The 19,801-nt window shown below is 67.1% G+C and carries 16 protein-coding genes; 10 read left to right on the forward strand and 6 right to left on the reverse strand.

What is annotated here, in order from left to right:
* Positions 1-85 precede the first annotated feature (85 nt).
* The 9 genes from ccoN (at position 86) to ASG43_RS01995 (ending at position 8,676) form a co-directional block, all read left to right on the forward strand.
* Positions 86-1,699, forward strand: a complete 1,614-nt coding sequence (gene ccoN / locus ASG43_RS01960) for a cytochrome-c oxidase, cbb3-type subunit I (RefSeq protein ID WP_056499606.1) — start codon at positions 86-88, stop codon at positions 1,697-1,699.
* A 61-nt stretch (positions 1,700-1,760) separates the two neighbouring features.
* Positions 1,761-2,531: a cytochrome-c oxidase, cbb3-type subunit II gene (gene ccoO, locus ASG43_RS01965; RefSeq protein WP_056499609.1), complete on the forward strand. Its 771-nt coding sequence runs from the start codon at positions 1,761-1,763 to the stop codon at positions 2,529-2,531.
* Positions 2,532-2,535: 4 nt separating this feature from the next.
* Positions 2,536-2,709, forward strand: coding sequence for a cbb3-type cytochrome c oxidase subunit 3 (locus tag ASG43_RS21945; protein WP_082490536.1), 174 nt, complete (start codon positions 2,536-2,538; stop codon positions 2,707-2,709).
* Complete coding sequence (ccoP, locus tag ASG43_RS01970; protein WP_348271057.1) at positions 2,702-3,646, forward strand: cytochrome-c oxidase, cbb3-type subunit III; 945 nt, start codon at positions 2,702-2,704, stop codon at positions 3,644-3,646. The genes ASG43_RS21945 and ccoP overlap by 8 nt, the downstream gene beginning before the upstream one ends.
* 95 nt (positions 3,647-3,741) lie before the next feature.
* Positions 3,742-5,307: a cytochrome c oxidase accessory protein CcoG gene (gene ccoG / locus ASG43_RS01975; RefSeq protein ID WP_082490621.1), complete on the forward strand. Its 1,566-nt coding sequence runs from the start codon at positions 3,742-3,744 to the stop codon at positions 5,305-5,307.
* Positions 5,304-5,801 carry a FixH family protein gene (locus ASG43_RS01980; protein ID WP_056499612.1) on the forward strand — a complete coding sequence of 166 codons (498 nt, stop codon included), beginning with the start codon at positions 5,304-5,306 and terminating at the stop codon, positions 5,799-5,801. The genes ccoG and ASG43_RS01980 overlap by 4 nt, the downstream gene beginning before the upstream one ends.
* Before the next feature lie 10 nt (positions 5,802-5,811).
* Positions 5,812-8,085, forward strand: a complete 2,274-nt coding sequence (locus ASG43_RS01985; protein ID WP_082490622.1) for a heavy metal translocating P-type ATPase — start codon at positions 5,812-5,814, stop codon at positions 8,083-8,085.
* Entirely contained in the window at positions 8,082-8,261 is a 180-nt protein-coding gene (gene ccoS / locus ASG43_RS01990; RefSeq protein WP_056499614.1) for a cbb3-type cytochrome oxidase assembly protein CcoS, read from the forward strand. The genes ASG43_RS01985 and ccoS overlap by 4 nt, the downstream gene beginning before the upstream one ends.
* Entirely contained in the window at positions 8,254-8,676 is a 423-nt protein-coding gene (locus ASG43_RS01995; RefSeq protein ID WP_056499616.1) for a DUF2214 family protein, read from the forward strand. The genes ccoS and ASG43_RS01995 overlap by 8 nt, the downstream gene beginning before the upstream one ends.
* 1,169 nt (positions 8,677-9,845) lie before the next feature.
* Here the strand turns inward: ASG43_RS01995 and ASG43_RS02000 are convergent.
* From ASG43_RS02000 to ASG43_RS02025, 6 genes are all read right to left on the reverse strand, one after another.
* Positions 9,846-10,124 (reverse strand): hypothetical protein, encoded by a 279-nt coding sequence (locus ASG43_RS02000; RefSeq protein WP_056499617.1) that lies wholly within the window; start codon positions 10,122-10,124, stop codon positions 9,846-9,848.
* Positions 10,125-10,330: 206 nt separating this feature from the next.
* Entirely contained in the window at positions 10,331-10,969 is a 639-nt protein-coding gene (locus ASG43_RS02005) for a response regulator (protein WP_056499620.1), read from the reverse strand.
* Positions 10,959-12,908 carry a PAS domain S-box protein gene (locus tag ASG43_RS02010; protein ID WP_056499621.1) on the reverse strand — a complete coding sequence of 650 codons (1,950 nt, stop codon included), beginning with the start codon at positions 12,906-12,908 and terminating at the stop codon, positions 10,959-10,961. The genes ASG43_RS02005 and ASG43_RS02010 overlap by 11 nt, the downstream gene beginning before the upstream one ends.
* Positions 12,909-13,068: 160 nt before the next feature.
* A complete protein-coding gene (locus ASG43_RS02015; RefSeq protein ID WP_056499624.1) occupies positions 13,069-14,109 on the reverse strand; it encodes an HD domain-containing phosphohydrolase in 1,041 nt (346 codons plus the stop codon).
* Positions 14,106-16,379 carry an ATP-binding protein gene (locus ASG43_RS02020; RefSeq protein WP_056499625.1) on the reverse strand — a complete coding sequence of 758 codons (2,274 nt, stop codon included), beginning with the start codon at positions 16,377-16,379 and terminating at the stop codon, positions 14,106-14,108. The genes ASG43_RS02015 and ASG43_RS02020 overlap by 4 nt, the downstream gene beginning before the upstream one ends.
* The gene (locus ASG43_RS02025) at positions 16,376-16,879 is read right to left on the reverse strand and encodes a molybdopterin-dependent oxidoreductase (protein ID WP_056499627.1); all 504 of its coding nucleotides are present in this window, start codon (positions 16,877-16,879) and stop codon (positions 16,376-16,378) included. Before ASG43_RS02025 ends, ASG43_RS02020 begins: the two co-directional genes overlap by 4 nt.
* A 467-nt stretch (positions 16,880-17,346) precedes the next feature.
* Between ASG43_RS02025 and ASG43_RS23695 the strand changes: the two genes are divergently transcribed.
* Positions 17,347-19,542: a PAS domain-containing methyl-accepting chemotaxis protein gene (locus ASG43_RS23695; protein ID WP_056499628.1), complete on the forward strand. Its 2,196-nt coding sequence runs from the start codon at positions 17,347-17,349 to the stop codon at positions 19,540-19,542.
* Positions 19,543-19,801 lie beyond the last annotated feature (259 nt).

Here is a 19,801-nt window from a genome sequence, read left to right on the forward strand (position 1 = left end):
CCTCGATCAATGCACCGCCCCGCCGCCGCCGGCTAGGTCGACGTCACACGACAACCGGGGCGCCGCCCCCGATCGAGGACTGGCGATGGAACTCGCAAACCCGATGGTGCTGATTCCGGTCGCGCTCGCCGCGTTCATGGCGTCGGCCTATGCGCACGACAATGTCTTCGCCTTCCACATGGGGCTCGTCTCGTTCCTCGCCGCCGCCCTGTCGGTCTGGCGCCTGACGACCGCGGCGACGACCGAGACCGCCGCCGCGCCGACGGTCCGGCCGGGCGGGGCGCCCGTCTACATGGACGGGCCGATCCGGTTCGGGATCGTGGCCACCGTCTTCTGGGGCGTCGTCGGCTTTCTCGTCGGCGTCGTCATCGCGCTCCAGCTCACCTGGCCGGACCTCAACGTCGAGCCCTGGTTCAACTTCAGCCGCATGCGGCCGCTGCACACCTCCGCCGTCATCTTCGCCTTCGGCGGCAACGCCCTCATCGCGACGTCCTTCTACATCGTCCAGCGGACGACGGCCGCGCGGCTCTTCGGCGGCAACACGGCCTGGTTCGTGTTCTGGGGCTACCAGCTCTTCATCGTGCTCGCGGCGACCGGCTACCTCATGGGGTCCACGCAGTCGAAGGAGTATGCCGAGCCGGAATGGTACATCGACATCTGGCTGACCGTCGTCTGGGTCGCCTACCTCGTCGTCTTCCTCGGCACGATCGTGCGGCGCAAGGAGCCCCACATCTACGTGGCGAACTGGTTCTTCCTCGCCTTCATCGTGACGATCGCCCTCCTGCACGTCGTGAACAACCTCGCGGTGCCGGTCTCCTTCCTCGGCTCCAAATCCTACCCCGCCTTCTCCGGCGTGCAGGATGCGCTGATCCAGTGGTGGTACGGGCACAACGCGGTCGGCTTCTTCCTCACCGCCGGGTTCCTTGGAATGATGTATTACTTCATTCCCAAGCAGGTGAACCGCCCCGTCTACTCGTACCGCCTGTCGATCGTGCACTTCTGGTCGCTGATCTTCATGTATATCTGGGCCGGTCCGCATCATCTGCACTACACCGCCCTGCCCGATTGGGCGCAGACGCTCGGCATGGTCTTCTCGATCATGCTCTGGATGCCCTCCTGGGGCGGCATGATCAACGGGCTGATGACGCTGTCGGGCGCCTGGGACAAGCTGCGCACCGACCCCATCCTCCGCATGCTCGTGATCGCGGTCGCCTTCTACGGCATGGCCACGTTCGAGGGTCCGATGATGTCGATCAAGGCCGTCAACTCGCTCTCGCACTACACCGACTGGACGATCGGTCACGTCCATTCCGGGGCGCTCGGCTGGAATGGCATGATCACCTTCGGCGCGATCTACTTCCTCGTGCCGCGCCTGTGGCACACGAACGGCCTCTACTCGCTGCGTCTCGTCAACTGGCACTTCTGGCTCGCCACGATCGGCATCGTCCTCTACGCGGCCTCGATGTGGGTGTCGGGCATCATGCAGGGCCTGATGTGGCGCGAATACGATGCCGACGGCTACCTCGTCTATTCCTTCGTCGAGACGGTCGCCGCGCTCCACCCGTTCTACGCCATCCGCGCGACCGGCGGCCTTCTCTACCTCGCCGGCGCCCTTCTGATGGCATTCAACGTCTGGAAGACGATCCGCAGCGCCGCGCCGTCCGAGCAGTTCGTCGGCGTCGTCCAGCCCGCCGAATGAGACCGGCGCCGGGTCCCGAAGACCCGGCCGCCCCCGCCCCACCCCATTCAGAGGCAGGCCCATGCTCGACCCGCTTTCCAAGCTCCTCTTCCGGCACCATCACAGGGTCGAACGGAACGTCACGATCCTTCTCGTCCTGTCCTTCCTCGTCGTCGCGATCGGCGGCATCGTCGAAATCGTGCCGCTCTTCTACATCGACAACACGATCGAGAAGGTCGAGGGCGTCCGCCCCTACTCGCCCTTGGAACTCGCCGGCCGCGACATCTACGTGCGCGAAGGCTGCTACGTCTGCCATTCCCAGCAGATCCGCCCGATGCGCGACGAGGTGGAACGCTACGGACACTATTCGCTGGCGGCGGAGTCCATGTACGACCACCCGTTCCAGTGGGGCTCCAAGCGCACGGGTCCGGACCTCGCCCGGGTCGGCAACCGCTATTCCGACGAGTGGCATGTCCGGCATCTCATGGACCCACGCTCGGTGGTGCCGGAATCCATCATGCCGCGCTACGGCTTCCTGGCGGCGACCGACCTCAAGATCGACGACGTCGCGGGCAAGCTCCGCGCCAATGCGGCGGTCGGCGTGCCCTACACGCCGGAGATGGTCGAGAACGCCGTGACCGATCTCTACGCGCAGCTGGCCGTGCCCACCGCCAAGGCCGGCGATGCCGAGGCGGGCCTGAAGCTGCGCTACGACAAGGTGGCGGTCCGCGACTTCGACGGCGACGCGCAGCGGATCTCCGAGATGGATGCTCTCGTCGCCTACCTCCAGATGCTCGGCACCTCCGTGGACTTCACGAGCTACGAGCCCCTCAGCCACGAGAACCTGAGGTAGCGCCATGAGCTTCTACGACGCGATGCGACACTTCGCAGACAGCTGGGCCCTCCTCGCCCTCACGCTCATCTTCGCGGCCATTCTGGTCTGGGCCTTCCGTCCGGGATCCCAGCTCGGCTACCGCGAACAGGCGGACATTCCCTTCAAATACGACCCGGAAGGCAAGGACCGTGACTGACATCGGCAAAGACGAAGGGTTTCCTCGCGTTGCCGGCTCCGAGCCGCACCGTGGCGAGATCGATGCGGCCACCGGCACGGCGACGACGGGCCACGAATGGGACGGCATCCAGGAGCTGAACACGCCGATGCCGCGCTGGTGGCTCTGCGTGTTCTTCGCCTGCCAGGCCTTCGCGCTGGTCTACATCTTCCTGTTTCCGGCGATCCCGCTTCTGAACTCCGCGACGCCGGGACTTCTCGGCTGGCATTCCCGCTCGGAAGTGGCGGAGGAGATCGAGACCGTCGCGGCCGCGCGGGCCGGCGAGGTCGAGAAGATCCGAAGCCTTCCGATCGAAGAGGTCGCGGCCGACCCGGTCCTGCGCGATCTCGCGATCCGGGGTGGCGAATCCGCGTTCAAGGTCAACTGCGTCCAGTGCCACGGCGCGGACGCGGCCGGCAGCGTCGGCTTCGCCAATCTCAACGACGACGACTGGCTCTGGGGCGGCTCGCTCGACGCGATCGCGCAGACGGTAACGCACGGCGTGCGCTACGCCGGCGACGACGAGACGCGCATCTCCGAAATGCCGGCCTTCGGCAAGGACGGCCTTCTCGATCGCGATCAGATCGCCGCGGTGACCCGGCACGTCCTGTCCCTGTCGAAGGCGAGTCCGCCCGACGCTGCGGGCGCCCAGATCTTCACGGAGAACTGCGCAGCCTGCCACGGCGACGGCGGTGAAGGCAATCGCGAGGTCGGCGCGCCGAGGCTGAGCGACGCGGTCTGGCTCTACTCCAGCGAGCCCGCCGCCATCCGCGCCCAGATCAACGCGCCGCGGCACGGCGCGATGCCGGCCTGGGGACAGAGGCTCGACGCGGCGACGGTCAAGCAGCTGGCGATCTACGTTCACGCCCGAGGCGGCGGCGAGCCCGCGCCGGAGACGACGGCAGCCGTTCTCGATTGACGTCGATCAAGGCGCCGGCCCTGGGAGCAGCCTAGACGGTTCATCAGACGGGCTTGCACACATCGTGAAGCCCGTCCTTTTCCCGGGGAATGTCCATGGCGACCGTCGTCGACACGATCAGCAACGACCCGCGTTCCCGTCGCGAACGCACCGGTGCTGACGGCGGAGCCCCGGGCGACGTCAAGCCGGTCAACGACCGCGAACAACGCTCCGACTACGTGGCGCGGCAGAAGATCTTCCCCTCGAAGGTGCGGGGGCCGTTCCGGACGGCGAAATGGATCATCGTCGCGATCCTGCTCGGCATCTACTGGGCGACGCCCTGGATCCGCTGGGATCGCGGACCGACGGCGCCGGACCAGGCCGTGCTGCTCGATCTTGCCCGCCGCCGCTTCTACTTCTTCGGAATCGAGATCTGGCCGCAGGAATTCTACTACGTCGCCGGGCTTCTCATCATGGCCGCGCTCGGCCTGTTCCTGATCACCTCCGTCGCCGGCCGCGCCTGGTGCGGCTATGCCTGCCCGCAGACCGTCTGGACGGACCTCTTCGTCGCGGTGGAGAACTGGATCGAGGGCGATCGCAATGCGCGGCGCAAGCTCGACGCGGCGCCCTGGACGTTTTCCAAGCTGCGCAAGCGCCTCTCCGTCTGGACGGCTTGGCTTTTCATCGCGGCGGCGACGGGCGGGGCCTGGGTCTTCTACTTCGAGGATGCGCCGACGCTGGCCTTCGACATGGCGTCCGGCACCGCGGCGCCCGTCGCCTACACCACCGTCGCGCTCCTGACGGCGACGACCTTTTGGCTTGCGGGCTTCATGCGCGAGCAGGTCTGCACCTACATGTGCCCCTGGCCGCGCATCCAGGGAACCATGCTCGACGAGCAGTCCCTGATCGTCACCTACAACGAGTGGCGCGGGGAGCCCCGCTCGCGGCACGCCAAGCGGGAGATCGCCGCCGGGCACGACGTCGGCGACTGCGTCGATTGCGACGCCTGCGTGGCAGCCTGCCCGATGGGCATCGACATCCGCAACGGGCAGCAGCTCGAATGCATCACGTGCGCTCTGTGCATCGACGCCTGCGACCGCGTGATGGACAAGCTGGAAAAGCCTCGGGGCCTCGTGTCCTATTCGACGCTCGCCGACGTCCGGCGGCACGCCGAGACGGCGGCCTCGCTCGGGCGGGAGGTCGCGACGGCCGAGCAGACGGGCCCGGCGCTGTCCAAGATCCTGCGGCCGCGCGTGCTTCTCTACTTCACGCTCTGGAGCGCCATCGGCCTCGCCATGATGGTCGCGCTCGCGACGCGCGGCGACACCGCGCTGACCGTTCTTCACGATCGCGCGCCGCTCTTCACCACCCTTTCCAACGGCAGCGTGCGCAACGGCTACCAGTTGAAGCTCGTCAACAAGGCCGGCGTCGCACGGACCCTGGTCATCGGGCTCGACGGTCTCTCCGATGCCGTCCTGTGGACGCCGACCGACGAACGACGCGCCCGAGACACGATCGTCGTGGTGCCGCCGGATATGGTGCTCGACGTCCGCGTCTTCGTCGAGCGTCCCGGCCCGTCGGTCGAGCCGCAGGACTTCGCCTTCACCGTCGTCGATCGCGACGGCACCGAGGCGGCTCGCCGCCCCGCTCATTTCGAAGCCAGGGAAAGACCACGCGGATGATCCGGAAGCAGCAGCCGACCCCGCAGCCCGGCGGAACCTTCGCCTTCGCAGGCCGGCACATGGCCGGCGTCGTCGGCCTCTTCTTCGGCACCATCATCACCGTCAACCTGATCATGGCCTACCTCGCCATCTCCACCTTCCCCGGCCTCAACGCCAAGAACGGTTACGTCGCGAGCCAGACCTACGACCGCCTGCTTCAGGACGCCGCCGCACAGGATGCGAAGGGTTGGACCTCGACGCTCGAAGTGCGGGACGGACGCCTCGCTCTGACGCTCCTCGACGCCGAGAAACGGGACATCGCGGGGCTGGAGGTCAGCGCGCTCGTCGGACGCCCCGCGAGCGCTGCGACCGACCGCGAGTTGTCCCTCCACCCGGCATCCCATGGCTATGAGACCGCCGAAGCGCTTCCCCGCGGGCGCTGGCTGGCGGAGATCGAGGGCCGCCGGAACGGCGAACTCGTCTGGCGCGAGACGCGCTCGCTGACGGCCCGTTGAGGTGACGACCATGCTGTCCGCCGCCACGCTGAACCGCGACGACGTCTCCTTCGAAACGCCGGTCCGCGCCCGGCCCCTCGATCCCATCACCGTCAGGCTCGATTCCGACGGCACGCGCCACGCCGAGTTTCTCGTCTCCGACATGCACTGCGCCGGATGCCTCGCCAAGGTCGAACGCACGGCCTCCGGCGTTCCGGGCGTGCGTCATGCGCGCGCCAATCTCACGACCAAGCGCCTGACCGTCGCCCTCGAGGAAACGGGACGGCCGGAGCCCGTTCTCGACGCCCTCCTCGGTATCGGGCGCGATGCGCGCCCCTTCGATGCCGCCGCTTTCGAGGCCGGAGGCTCGAAGAGCCAGGGCGACCTCATTCGCTGCATGGCGGTGGCCGGCTTCGCCTCGGCCAATGTCATGCTCCTGTCGGTCTCGGTCTGGTCGGGCGCCGAAGGCGCGACGCGCGGTCTCTTCCACTGGCTCTCCGCCGCCATCGCCATTCCCGCCGTGATCTACGCCGGCCGTCCCTTCTTCCGCTCCGCCTGGAAGGCGCTCCGGCACGGCACGACGAACATGGACGTTCCGATCTCCATCGGCGTCGTGGTCGCCACGCTGCTCAGCCTCTACGAGACGGCGATCGACGGACCGCATGCCTGGTTCGACGGCTCGGTGACGCTCCTCTTCTTCCTCCTCGTCGGCCGCGTGCTCGACGAGCGCATGCGCGATGTCGCGAGAAGCAACGCCGCACGGCTCCTGTCGCTGTCGCCGGCCACCGCGACGCTCCTCGGCGCGGACGGCCGCACGTCGCGCCTGCCCGTCGCATCGCTGCGCATCGGCGACACGGTCCGGGTCGTGGCCGGCGAGCGCATACCGGTGGACGGAATCGTGGTCGCCGGGGCCAGCGACGTCGACCGCTCGCTCCTGACCGGCGAGCCTCTCCCCGACGCGGTCGCGGAAGGGGCCATCGTCCATGCCGGCGCCCTGAACCTCACGGGCCTCATCGACGTCGCGGCGACCGCGCCGGCCGGCGACACCCTGCTGGCCGGCATCGTCCGCCTGATGGAAGCGGCGGAACGCTCCAGCGGACGCTTCGTGCGGATCGCGGATCGCGCCGCCCGCCTTTATGCGCCGGTGGTGCACGCGACGGCCTTCCTGACGCTCTGCGGATGGCTCCTCGCCGGCGCCGGCCTCCACGCCGCCATCACGACGGCCGTCGCGGTTCTCATCATCACCTGTCCGTGTGCGCTCGGCCTTGCCGTGCCCGCCGTCCAGGTCACGGCGGCCGGGCGCCTGCTGGCACGGGGCATCCTGTTGAAGGATGGCGCGGCTCTGGAGAAATTGAGCGAGGTCGATACGGTCGTCCTCGACAAGACCGGCACGCTGACCCTTGGACGGCCCCGCCTCGTGCGCGAGCCGGAGGACCCCGATGCCCTGTCCCTCGCCGCCGCTCTGGCGGGCGCGAGCCGGCACCCGCTCTCCCTCGCGCTCGCGGCGGCGGTCCGGGCCCGGGGCATCCGGCCGGCGCCGATCGAGGGCGCGCAGGAGCGCCCCGGCTGCGGCGTCGTCGCCTTCGCCGGAGGACGCGAGGTCCGTCTCGGCCGGCCGCAATGGGTCGCGGACGGGCTGGCGAGCGAGGTGCCGGGTACGGAGGTCTGGCTGCGCCGCGAGGACGGCACGATCAGCCGCTTCGGCTTCTCCGACGATCCGCGCGCGGATGCCGCCGACACCGTGAAGGCCCTTCTCGCGCTCGGGCTCGACGTGCATCTTCTCTCCGGCGATGCCAGCGCGACCGTCGGGCGCATCGCGGGGGAGACCGGCATCGAGCGCTTCGAAGGCGATTGCCTTCCCGGAGGAAAGCTCGCCGCGCTGGAGGAACTCGCCCGCCGTGGCCGGCGCTTGCTGATGGTCGGCGACGGCATGAACGACGCGCCGGCGCTGGCGGCCGCCTTCGTCTCGATGTCGCCGGCCACGGGCGCCGACATCGCTCAGGCCGCCGCCGATCTCGTCTTCACCGGCGATCGGCTGCAGCCGGTGGTCGAGGCGCTCCTCACCGCCCGTGCGGCGCGCGGAAAGATCCTGCAGAACCTCGTTCTAGCCATCGGCTACAACGTGATCGCGGTCCCGATCGCCGTCATGGGCGCCGCGACGCCGCTGATCGCCGCCGTGTCCATGTCGGCATCCTCGATCCTCGTCGTCGGCAATGCGCTGATGCTGCCGCTCGCCCTCTCGCGATGGCGCGGGATCGTCGCCCGGGGCGGCGGCCGGCGCTCCCTCGCCGGAGCCGTGGCATGAGCGCCCTCCTCTACCTCATTCCCGTCGCTCTCGGGCTGGGGCTCGCAAGCCTTGCAGGCTTCCTCTGGTCGCTGAAATCGGGACAGTACGAGGATCTCGAGGGAGCCGGCGCCCGCATTCTCATCGAGGACCTCGATGACGCCGAAAGGCGCGAGGGAAGGACCCGGAATGCGTGAGCTCCTGAAGATCGCCCACCTCATCATGATCGCCATGGCGTCGGGACTGACCCTCTCACAGTATATCGCGTTGCGGGCGAGCGTCGGGCGGGAGACCGAAGCCGGCCTCGACCTCCTGCGCCGGACGCTCTGCGACATCGCGACCTTCACGGTGGTCTTCGTCTGGATCACCGGTGCGATGCTGTTCTGGAGCAGGCTCGGCACGAACGGCCCCGGGGTGAACGCCTGGTTCCACGCCAAGATCGCCTTCGTGCTCCTCTTCACGCTCGCGCACGTCGTGCTGCGCTCCAAGAGCCGTCTCCGGCGCGACGAGGGTGACGGCAAGGCAGTGAGACGGCAATCCGAGCGCTGGGCATCGATCGCCTGGCTGATGTCGCTCCTCGCCATCTGCTTCGCCGTCGTATCCTTCGGATGAGGGACCGGCTCCGGGCTCGTCGCGGCGTCCGACCCGCATGTACGAAGTTTTGCGAGGGTGACAGGCGCTCGGCAACGTAGTCAAAGGCAACCTGGAAGGGCATCGCACCGTCCAGGCCAGCGCGCTTGCAGGATCGGGGGGTCTTGCAGGGTCGGGTGCTCAGAAGATGCGTCGGCTGTTGGGAGCGGCCGAAGGCGTCCACCTGGAGCGGGGGATCGGCCACGAGCGCAGCGAGGGAAAGGCGGGTACATCGCGCTGGACCCTTGCTGCGCTCGGACCGGATCCGGCGGATGGGTGCGAGACAAGCGGGGCGACGATGGAACGCTCCGGCGTGGATCGACCGCGACCGAGGGGCGATCGTCCGAGACCCGACCCTGGAGTCCGAGACCCGGCCGGGGGACGCTGGCGAAGCACGTCTTCATGCCCCTGTTTGCAAGACGCCTCCATCGGTACCCGCCTCGATCGTCGATCGTCGATCGTTGCCACCTCCCCCCTTCCCCCCGCGCGGGAACGCGATGCCGGACGCATCCTGTGCGCCGACAGGATGGTTCATCGGCTTTACCCGGGCCTTCGAGGCGGTCTGCCGACCTCGATGGCCGCCAGACGATGCCGACGCGCTCCGGTTTCCCTTCGGATCGTCGATCCAAAGCGATGATGAGAGATCGTCCAGCTTCAACCCAGGTTCGCATCCTATAGGAGAAGGCGTCGCATCGGATTCACACGGACGGAGAGCATGTCGTGGGAGGTCCGCGAGCGAAGCGCGGCTCGCCCGGCTCCGGCGAGTTCGGCCCGACCAGAAAGGTCCGGCATGTCGCCCCCTCCTCTCGGTTGGGAAGACGTTGCCTCGAAGGCACTGCGATGAGGCGGCGGTCCCGGGTCTCGACGGAGCGCTGGAGACGCGCGCCCTCGGCGATCCCGTCCCTGGCAGACGACCCGCTCCGGCGCCTTGGCGGAACGCCGGGCCCCTGCCGGAACCGACGCCACCGCACCGCCCCCCTCGCTATGGCCCGAGACCGCCTCCCCGTGGCTCAGAACTCGCTCCACTGATCGCCGGCTCGTTTCTCCGCCAAGCCGACCGCGATCGAAGCGCCGCGTCTCGACGTCGACCTTCGAGACGCGTTCGCGATCGAGAGATCCGACCGCGAAATTCGGCATCATCGCACTTTGCTTCAATGGCGGGTGCGGTTGCCGTTCGACACGAGAGCCACCACCGAAGCGTCGGGGCGGTTCGCCAGGGAGAACTTTTCCAGAATGGCGTCGACATCGTCGGAGACGATCCGTCCCCGACGCTGCAGCAGCAGGCGGCCGGCAGCGATCGCGGCGACGGTTTGGCGAATGGCCAGGCCATCGAACGCGTCGTAATGCATGTCGACTTCACTCGCCAATTCCATCACGAGATTCTGGATCGTGGCGAGATCGTCGTCATCGCCGGCGTTCGAGGTCGACATGCCGTTGTCCTTGTTAAAGCCTATGAACTCATAGGCTTAATCGACCGCCGCTTCGATTGTGAAAACACTTAGATCAGTTGAAGTTATCTATAGCCGACACCCGATCCGGGCTTCTGGTGCCGGTTCGATCGAGGGTGAAACCTCGCTCTGCGGATCCGGCGGCCCCGCCGAAGATGACGACAGGGATCGGGCGGGCGGCGCCGACGTCAGGGGCGGAGAAGGCCGGGATCGACGCCGTCGCCCTCCGCCTTGCGGAGCAGGGCGATCGCGGAGGCGGCGTTCTCGACGCGCAGCTTCGCCATCAGGTTGCTGCGATGAACCTCCACGGTGCGCACGCTGAGACCGAGATCGTGGGCGATGGCCTTGCTGGCCTTGCCCTCCGAAACGGCCGTCAGGATCTCCCGTTCGCGGGCGCTGAGCACGGCGAGCCTCTGCCGGGCCTCCGAAAGGCGCTCACGTTGCGAACGCTGGCTTTCGGACAAAGCGAGGCCCTTGCGCACCATGACGAGGAGGCGCTCGTCGGCGAACGGCTTCTCGATGAAGTCCATGGCGCCCGTCTTCATCGCTTCCACCGCCATGGCGACATCGGCATGACCCGTCATGACGAGAAAGGGCAGATAGAGGTCGCGCTCGCGCAGCTGGCGCAAAAGCTCGATGCCGTCGATGCCCGGCATGCGGACATCGCAGAGAATGCACCCGGCCATGCCCGCGACGGTCGTCTCGAGGAAGTCGCGGCCCGAGGCGTAGGTGCGTGCGGGAAGACGATGAGCCCTCAGGAGAAAGCTGACCGAGCGCAGAACGGCATCGTCGTCGTCGATCACATGGACCACGGCTTCATGCGACATCTCGTTCCTCCGTGCCGGCCGGTTCCGGAAGCGTGAAGCTGAAACGGGTTCTGCCGGCCGGGGTGCGGCTGGCTTCGATGCGACCACCATGCGCCTCGACGATCGTCCTGCAGATGGAAAGACCGACCCCCATGCCGTTCGTTTTGGTCGTCACGAAGGGCTGGAAGAGGTTGGCGGCGATTTCCGGCGCGAGGCCCGGCCCGCTGTCCTCGATCGAAATCTCGATGAAACCGCTGCCGGGGGCGCACTGCGCGGCGATCGAGAGTTCACGCACCGGACGATCCGCCATGGCATCGATCGCGTTGCGGACGAGGTTCAGGATGACCTGCTGGATCTGGATGCGGTCGACGAAGACGCGCGCCGTGGGGTCCACCTCGACCCGCAGCGCCACGCCCGCCTCGCGCGATCCGATGAGCGCGAGGGCGCAGGACTCCTCCACCAGCCTTGGCAGCGCCTCTTCCGCGCGCCGTCCTTCCGTCCGCGACACGAAGCTGCGGAGCGAGCGGATGATCTCGCCGGCCCGGATCGCCTGTTCCGCCGCCCCCTGCATCGCTTCGCGCAGAAACAGGCTGTCGACCCCGCTCAGCGGATCGGGCAGATCTTCCGTCACCTTCAACGCGGCGCCCAGATAGATCGAGATGGCGGTCAGGGGCTGATTGAGCTCATGGGCCAAGGCGGACGCCATCTCGCCGAGCGCGCTGAAGCGCGACATGTGAAGAAGCTCGCCCTGGATTTCGCCGATGCGCTTCTCGGCCTCCCGCTTCTCCGTGAGGTCGCGCACGAAGCTCGTGAAGAAGCGGTCCCCTCCGGCCTGCGTCTCGCCGACGGACAGATCCATCGGGAAGGTCGAGCCGTCTCTCCGCCGGCCGAGCATCATGCGACCGACCCCGATCGCCTTGCCCTCGCCGGCGGTCCGGTAGCCGGCGAGGTGGCCGTCATGGGTGGTCCGGTGAGGCTCGGGCATCAGGATGCGCACGTTGCAGCCGATGATATCGGCCGCGCTATAGCCGAACAGGCGCTCGGCGGCAGCGCTGAAGGAATGGATCTTGCCACAACGGTCGGAAACGATCATGGCGTCGGGAACGACTTCAAGAATGGAGCGCAGATGGTCTTCCCCGACCTTGCGCTCATGGATGTCCTCCGTCGAGCCGTACCATCGGATGACGCGCCCCGCCCCGTCGCGGCGGGGATAGGCGCGCGAATGGAACCAGCGGTACTCGCCCGATCGCAGGCGAACCCGATGCTCGATATTGTAGGGGTGACAGTCGCGGACCGCGAACCGCCACGTCTCGATCGAAGGATCGAGATCGTCCGGATGGATCGCCTCCGCCCAGCTGCCGCCGAGGCCCGTCGAGCCCGTGAGGTCGAACCAGCGTTCGGAGACGCGATCGAGCTGTCCGTCGGAGGTCGCGGTCCAGGCCACCTGCGGATTGAGCTCCACGGCGTGGCGATAATTGTCCTCGCTTTCGCGCAGGCGCTCTTCGACCAGCATCCGGCTGCGCTCGGCGATGACGCCCGCCGTCGTCTCGGTGCAGACGCACAGGAGTCCCCCGACCGAGCCGTCGCAGCTGCGCACGGGACTGTGCGAGAAGGCGAAATGCGCCTCCTTCAGGCCTTCGCCGCGCTCCAGCATCAGCCGGATGTCCTGCATGTAGTTGGCGCCTCCCTCGAAGACGCGGTCGACGAGGGGCTTCAAACTGTCGGCCGCCTCGGACCAGATGTCGAGAAACGGGCGGCCGAGGGCCTCGGGATGTTTCGATCCGAGGAGCGGACCATAGGCGTCGTTGTAGACCAGCGTCCGCTCGGGACCCCAGAGGAGGAACATCGGCTGATGGGATTCCAGAATCAGCGCGACCATCGTCGCGGCCGCGTTCGGCCAAGCCTCCCGCGGCCCCAGCGAGGTCGACGTCCAGTCGTGCCGCGCGATCGCTTGGGCCATCCGGCCATGTCCTGACGCACCGGCTGGCGTCGCGGCTGGCTCCTGGCGGAAGGCCGTCAGCGGCATCGAAGGCCCACGCTTTGGTCCGTGCCGGAAACCGCGATCGGCGTTGATCGGCCGGCGGACATCGGGGCGCGGTGCCTTTGCAGGCAGGGCCGCGTCATGCCGCCACCTCGGTTGCCGGTTCGCGCCGGTCGGCGACGCGCAGGAAGGCCTCCACGCAGGACGGATCGAACTGCCGTCCGGACTGCGCCGCGATGTAGTCCGTCGCCTCCTGCACGGACCAGGCGCGCTTGTAGGGACGCGAACTGATCAGGGCGTCGTAGACGTCGGCGACGGCCGCGATCCGTCCGGCGAGAGGAATGCCGGTGCCGGAGATATGATTCGGATAACCCGTTCCGTCCCAGCGCTCGTGGTGGGTCATCGCGATGACCGACGCCAGTTGCAGCAGGTCGCACGAGGAGCCCTCGAGAATGTCGCCTCCGATGCGGGCGTGCTCACGCATGTGCTCCATTTCCGGATCTTCGAGCCGACCGCGCTTCAAAAGGACGTCGTCGCGAATGCCGACCTTTCCGATATCATGCATCGGCGCCGCGAGTTCAATATCGCGGCAGAATTCGGGCGGCTGGTTCATCTCCCGCGCGATGTCGCCGCACATCCGGGCCATTCGGATCGTGTGGGCGGCCGTATCCTCGTCCTTGTAGCCGGCGGCCAGCGTCAGGCGGTGGATGATCTCCTCCTCGCGCCGTCGCAACTCCCCGACGGCGGCATCGACCTCCGCGCGCAGCCAGGCGGCGCGATCGGCGAGCTTGCGCTGCACCTCGCAGAGCCGGGCGAGGTTGCGCACGCGTGTCGTGAACTCCACGGGGTCGATCGGCTTCGTCAGGAACTCCATCGCGCCCGCTTGGAGGGCGGCGAGGCGCAGCTCGGCATGGTGGTCGCCCGTCACGACGACGATCGGCTTGTCGATATTGCCGGGATGGCGCCGAAGTTCGGCGATGAGCTCGATCCCGCTCATGCCCGGCATCTGGTAATCGACGACCGCGAAGTCGAAGTCGATCCGCGGCAGGTCCTCGACCACGGCGAGCGGGTTCGAATAGGAGACCGGCGAACAGAGGCCGGTCTGCTCCACGAGCTTGCCCATGAGCATCAGGCTCGTGCGGTTGTCGTCCACCAAAAGAATTTTCAGCTTCTGATTCATGCCGTTTCCCCCGTGCGGGATCTTCCTGCAGACAGGCGCCGAAGTCCTGCCGAGATCGTCTCGTGCGCGCATCCGTCACGCGGTGACGTGCGCAGTCGTTCCGCGAGTTCGGCGATCGCGCCGTAGCCCACGTTGGAGGCCGCGCCCTTGATCGTGTGCAGAACCCGGTCGGTCAGCACGCCGTCGTTGCGGCGCATGGCATCGGCGAGTTCGGCCAGCAGCAGTCCCGCATCCTCCAGGAACGCGTCCTGCAGTTCGTCGAGCCCCTCCTCGCCGATCGCCGCGATGAGATCGGCGACGCGGGCCTCGTCGACATCCGCCACGTCGCGGGACACGGCCTCGGCCGGGACCTCGGGGGCCCGAGGAACGGCGGCAGCCTCCGGACCCGGGGCGGCGCTTTGCCGGGACGAGGGCCGCGCGCCTTCCTCCGCTGCGTCCGGCGCCCATTTGACGATCAGCGAGCGGAGACGAGCCATCGAAACGGGCTTCGGTTCGAAGTCGCTCATCCCGATCTCCATGCATCGACGCCGATCGGCCTCGGATGCGTTCGCCGTCAAGGCGACGATCGGCGTGGCGCCATTGGGATTGCCGGGCCTGCGGATGCGGCGGGTCGCCTCGACGCCGTCCATGACGGGCATCTGCATGTCCATGAGGACGAGATCGTAGCGCCGTTCGCCGGACATCGAGACGGCCGCCTCGCCATCCTCGGCGAAGACCACCCTCTGCCCGAGGGCCGCCAGCAACCGGCCCGCCACGGCTCGATTGAAGGCGTTGTCCTCCACCACCAGAATGTCGAGCCCAGGCAGGTTCTCCGCATCGCCGGCATCCTCCGGAGCGCCGATCGGCAGGCTCGACGTGCGGAGCGCCGGCACCTCGAACCAGAACCGGCTGCCCATGCCGGGTTCGCTGTCGACGCCGATCGTGCCGCCCATCGCCTCGACGACGCGCTTGCAGATCGCGAGGCCGAGGCCCGTTCCGCCGAAACGGCGCCCGATGGTCCCGTCCACCTGACTGAAGGCCTGGAAGAGGAGATGGCGGGACGTCTCGGGAATTCCGATCCCCGTATCGGACACGACGAAGCGAAGCCGCAGGGCATTCTCGTCGCCGACCTCGCGGATCGCCAGGCGCACGTGACCGTTCTCGGTGAACTTCACCGCGTTGCTGAGAAGGTTGAGGAGGACGCGCCGCAGGCGCGTGGGGTCGCCGAGATAGAAGCCCTCGATGCCGACATCCGTGAACTGCAGCACGTTGCCGCGCTCGCGGGCCCTTCCCTCGACGATGCCGATCGACTGGCGGGCGACGTCGATCGGATCGAAAGCGATCCGCTCGGGCGATTCATCGCCGTGCTCGATCTTGGCAAAATCGAGGATCTCGTTGATGATTTCGAGGAGCGCCGTGCCGGAGGCGCCGATCGCGCGAACGCTGTCGGCGTCCTCGCTGCCGAGATCGGACAGAGAGAGCAGCTCCGCCATGCCGAGGATGGCGTTCAGCGGCGTTCGGATCTCGTGGCCCATCGTGGCCATGAATTCCGATTTCGCCCGATTGCCGGCCTCGGCCGCTTCGAAGGCCGCCGACATCTGGCCCGCCACGATGCGGATCTGCTCGCCGGCCTCCCGTGTCGCGCGCAGCCGGCGCACGAGGCTGACGATGAGGAGAGCGGCCGACACGGCGAGAGCGAGCACGATCCAGGCGGTGATGGTCTGGAGATGCATGACCTCGGCACGCGAATCGGCGCGCGCCGCCGAAAGCGCGCTGTTGGTTCGCAGCAAGAGGTCCTCCGACACGGCCACCAGATCCGCGGTGGAACGCTCGATCGAAGCGATCTGCGACATGTCCGCAAGAGCATCCCGCAGCCGGTCGAACTCGGGTTCAAGACCCTTGATGAGGTCGCGCAACCGGGTCCGGACGACGTCGATGGACGTGTCGACGGAAAAATAGCTGCCGTATTCCGTCGTCTCGAGGATCGACATGCGCGAGTAGAGAATATCGAAGCGAAGGAGGAGGCCGTCCCGGTCGGCCTGCGTCATCCGATCCTGGCGCTCGGCCGCCGCGATCGTCTCCTTCAGCGTCCGCGCCTCCCGGCTCACCTGGTAGACCGCCCAGAGAGCGTCCTCGCGAATGCCGTCGCGCAGATCGGTCTGCCGGATCCAGAGATTGGCGTAGGCCGCGGCCAGAAGGGCGAGAAGCAGGAGCGAACAGGCGATCAGCGCCCAGGTCGCCCGAGCCGACTTGCGAACGATGTCCTCCCCTTTGGCGAGTTCCGGCGTCATGGCAGGATCACGAGCTCCTTGATCTGCCAGACCGAACGGGAGAAGTACTTCTCATTGTACAATTCGAACGACTGGTCGAAGGGATAGATCAGGAAGAGCGGGCCCTTGTCGCGGACCGACATCGGCTTCCCGTCCTTGCGGGTCGCCAGGATCGTGTCGAGATCGGTCGCGTCGCCGACGGGGATTTCGGCCGAATAGTCGTTGAGCGCGACGAGCCTGATGGTCTTGCCGCGCGCGCCGACGCTCGCAAGGACGCTGCGCAGGAACGGCCCGCTGAACGCCGTCTTGCCCTCCGTCCAAGGCGTCGCCATGCGGGCCTCCCGGCCCGCCATCGCTTCGAGGGCGGCCATGTCGAAATCGGCCTCCCGGCCGTTGTTGGTGTTCTCGATCTCGCCCGTGACCTTCAGCACCACGGCGCCCTTCGGCAGGGGAAGGTCGGCCGCGGTCGAGACGCCGGGCAGGAGGATGGCGGCGATCAGAGCCGCTGCTGCTCTATACATCTTGGGTGGATCCATATCGTTTGGCAGGGAAATCAGGTTGCCATTCCATATGCCAAAATACCCTTCTCGCTTGCATAACATCATCTTCGCGATTGTTCATATATGATGCGTATTTATACTGCTCGTATCGACGCAATGCCAAAGGTTGCTCTCGCCGCCTCCCGCCTGTGCCCCGCGAGGCGACGTCGTCCCAGCAGGCCTGCAGATGTTGGTTTTCTATCGATTGGGAACCGGAACTAGCGCTGGGGTTGCCGGCAGACGGGGATACACGCCGATTTTAAGCATTATTACTCACTGACCAATTGTTTTTTCGTTAGCGCTCCTCGCTGCACTTCGTTCAGGCGGACAGATCGTCATGACCGAACGTCGTCATTGCGACTTCGGAAAACAGCGATCCTCCGAGGATGTCCTCCGCTCGCGGCGACGGACGGCATGCCGGTTCTGGGTCGATGGCGGGAGGAAACGACGTGTTTGGATGGACAGATCGCGGAAAGCGGGGGGAAGCGGCGGCCCTTCAGGCGTCGAAACTGCGGGGAACCCTCGGAGCGATCGAACGATCGCAGGCGGTGATCGAGTTCGACGCCGACGGCACGGTGCTCTCGGCCAACGCCAATTTCCTGTCGCTGATGGGTTATCAGGAATCGGAGATCCTCGGCCGCCACCATCGCATCTTCGTGTCGCCCGAGGAGGCCGCCGACGCATCCTATGACAGGTTCTGGTGGGATCTGCGCTCGGGCTCGTCCCTGACGGGAGAGTTCCACCGGATCGGCAAGGGTGGCCGCGATGTCTGGATCCACGGCTCCTACAATCCCGTCATGACGCCGGACGGCCGCTGCGAGCGCGTCGTCAAGGTCGCCTCCGACATCAGCGCCGCCAAGCTCCAGTCCGCCGATTTCGCCGGCCAGATCCAGGCGATCTCCCTATCCCAAGCGGTGATCTCCTTCGACCTCGACGGCACGGTGCTCGACGCGAACGCGCTGTTCCTCGAAGCGCTGGGCTACGAGCGAGCGGACGTGATCGGTCGCAATCACCGGATCTTCGTCGATGCGCAGACGGCGAAAACCCCGGCATACGCGGAGTTCTGGACGCACCTGCGGGAGGGCGCTCACCAGTCCGGCGAGTTCAAGCGCCTGGGCAAGGGCGGCCGCGAGGTCTGGATCCAGGCCAGCTACAATCCGATCCTCGGCACGGACGCAAAGCCCTTCAAGGTCGTGAAGTTCGCCACCGATATCACCGCCGCGAAATTGCGCGCGGCGGATTTCGCGGGCCAGATCGGAGCGATCGGCAAATCTCAGGCGGTCATCGAATTCTCGCTCGACGGACTGGTGATCGACGCCAACGAGAACTTTCTGCACACATTGGGCTATCGTCTCGACGAGATCGTCGGACAGCATCACCGCGTCTTCGTCGCCGAGGACGAGCGGCAGACGATGGCCTACCGGACCTTCTGGCGCGACCTTCAGGCCGGAACCTTCGTCGCGGGCGAGTTCAAGCGGATCGGAAAGAACGGCCGGGAGGTCTGGATCCAGGCCAGCTACAACCCGATCCTCGGTCTCAACGGCAAGCCCTTCAAAGTCGTGAAATACGCGACCGACATCACCCAACAGGTCCAGCAGAGGGAGAAGTTCAACCTCCTCTCCCTCGTTGCGGACGAGACCGACAATTCCGTCGTGATCACCGATCGCGACCAGCGGATCATCTACGTGAACCGCGGTTTCGAGCGGCTGACCGGCTACAGCGCGGCCGAGGTCATGGGGCGCGTTCCCGGAAGCTTCCTCCAGGGACCGAAGACGGATCGCACGACGGTCGATCGCATTCGCGGCCGCCTTCGGCAGGGTGAGGCCTTTTACGAAGAGATCCTGAACTACGACAAGAAGGGCGTGCCCTACTGGATCAGTCTCGCGATCAATCCCGTGCGCGGCCGCGACGGCGCCATCGACCGCTTCATCTCGATCCAGGCCAATGTCACGCAGACGCGACAGCATTCGATGGAATTCAACGTCAAGCTCGACGCGATCGGAACCGCCAACGTCATCGCGGAATGGACGCTCGACGGCAAACCGTTGACCTCCAACCAGTCCGGGCCCGGCGGCGCCGTTTTCCGGACCGAGCTCGGCGCTCTCCTTCAGGACGGCAACGTCGCGCGGATCCTGAAGGAGGGCTCGTTCCGCCAGGAGCTGGCCTGGCCCCGGGAGGACGACGCGCCGATCTGGCTCGACGCCTTCTTCACGATCATCGACGATCTCGAAGGCAAGCCCAACCGCGTTCTCATGTGCGGCGTCGATGTGACGCCCAAGCGCGCCGCGACCGCCCACTCGACCGCCGCCATGGCGGATATGCTGCAGCGGATCACCCGGATCGTCGCCTCGATCAGCGGCTTTGCCCGGGACACGAACCTCCTCGCGCTGAACGCCGGCATCGAGGCGGCCCGCGCCCAGGAAGCCGGACGCGGCTTCGCGATCATCGCCCACGAGATCCGGAGCCTCGCGGAAAAGGCGGGGCTCTCCGTCGGAGAGATCGGAAAGCTCATCGCCGAGGGCAACGCCCATATCGCCTCGCTGTCGGAGACGCCGTCCGACAAGGCTTCGATCCGGAACCAGCCGACTCCCCCCGCCGCCGGCCCGGCTGTCGTGAAGCCCCCGCCCCTGCGCCGGGCCGCCTGAGGCCAGGGCTCGCTCGAGCATCGCGCACGCTTGAGGTCGGCGCTCGGCTGAAGGACGCGCGGGTTCGGCGGAGCGGCCGGGACAGCGTTCGCGCTCGAAGGCCGCTGTCGCCCCAACGCGTTCGTCCGAGGTGACCGCGTCAAGCCGACGCAACGCGGCAGGCGGTGACGGGGACCTCGGCGGCTCACGCCGTCCGCCTTGTTCTCGATCAATGACCGGACGGCCGGACCGGACGATCGTCCTCGATCAAGGCGCGCCC

The sequence above is a fragment of the Aureimonas sp. Leaf454 genome (assembly GCF_001424685.1).
GTDB lineage: Bacteria > Pseudomonadota > Alphaproteobacteria > Rhizobiales > Rhizobiaceae > Plantimonas.

What these genes read in the sequence shown, in the direction of transcription:
- ccoS (WP_056499614.1), top strand. Translation starts at nt 8,082, where the DNA reads ATGAGCGCCCTCCTCTACCTCATTCCCGTCGCTCTCGGGCTGGGGCTC.
- ASG43_RS02005 (WP_056499620.1), bottom strand. Translation starts at nt 10,969, where the DNA reads ATGTCGCATGAAGCCGTGGTCCATGTGATCGACGACGACGATGCCGTT.
- ASG43_RS21945 (WP_082490536.1), top strand. Translation starts at nt 2,536, where the DNA reads ATGAGCTTCTACGACGCGATGCGACACTTCGCAGACAGCTGGGCCCTC.
- ASG43_RS01995 (WP_056499616.1), top strand. Translation starts at nt 8,254, where the DNA reads ATGCGTGAGCTCCTGAAGATCGCCCACCTCATCATGATCGCCATGGCG.
- ASG43_RS02020 (WP_056499625.1), bottom strand. Translation starts at nt 16,379, where the DNA reads ATGACGCCGGAACTCGCCAAAGGGGAGGACATCGTTCGCAAGTCGGCT.
- ASG43_RS02000 (WP_056499617.1), bottom strand. Translation starts at nt 10,124, where the DNA reads ATGTCGACCTCGAACGCCGGCGATGACGACGATCTCGCCACGATCCAG.
- ASG43_RS02015 (WP_056499624.1), bottom strand. Translation starts at nt 14,109, where the DNA reads ATGAATCAGAAGCTGAAAATTCTTTTGGTGGACGACAACCGCACGAGC.
- ASG43_RS02025 (WP_056499627.1), bottom strand. Translation starts at nt 16,879, where the DNA reads ATGTATAGAGCAGCAGCGGCTCTGATCGCCGCCATCCTCCTGCCCGGC.
- ASG43_RS01980 (WP_056499612.1), top strand. Translation starts at nt 5,304, where the DNA reads ATGATCCGGAAGCAGCAGCCGACCCCGCAGCCCGGCGGAACCTTCGCC.
- ccoN (WP_056499606.1), top strand. Translation starts at nt 86, where the DNA reads ATGGAACTCGCAAACCCGATGGTGCTGATTCCGGTCGCGCTCGCCGCG.
- ccoG (WP_082490621.1), top strand. Translation starts at nt 3,742, where the DNA reads ATGGCGACCGTCGTCGACACGATCAGCAACGACCCGCGTTCCCGTCGC.
- ccoO (WP_056499609.1), top strand. Translation starts at nt 1,761, where the DNA reads ATGCTCGACCCGCTTTCCAAGCTCCTCTTCCGGCACCATCACAGGGTC.
- ASG43_RS02010 (WP_056499621.1), bottom strand. Translation starts at nt 12,908, where the DNA reads ATGGCCCAAGCGATCGCGCGGCACGACTGGACGTCGACCTCGCTGGGG.
- ASG43_RS01985 (WP_082490622.1), top strand. Translation starts at nt 5,812, where the DNA reads ATGCTGTCCGCCGCCACGCTGAACCGCGACGACGTCTCCTTCGAAACG.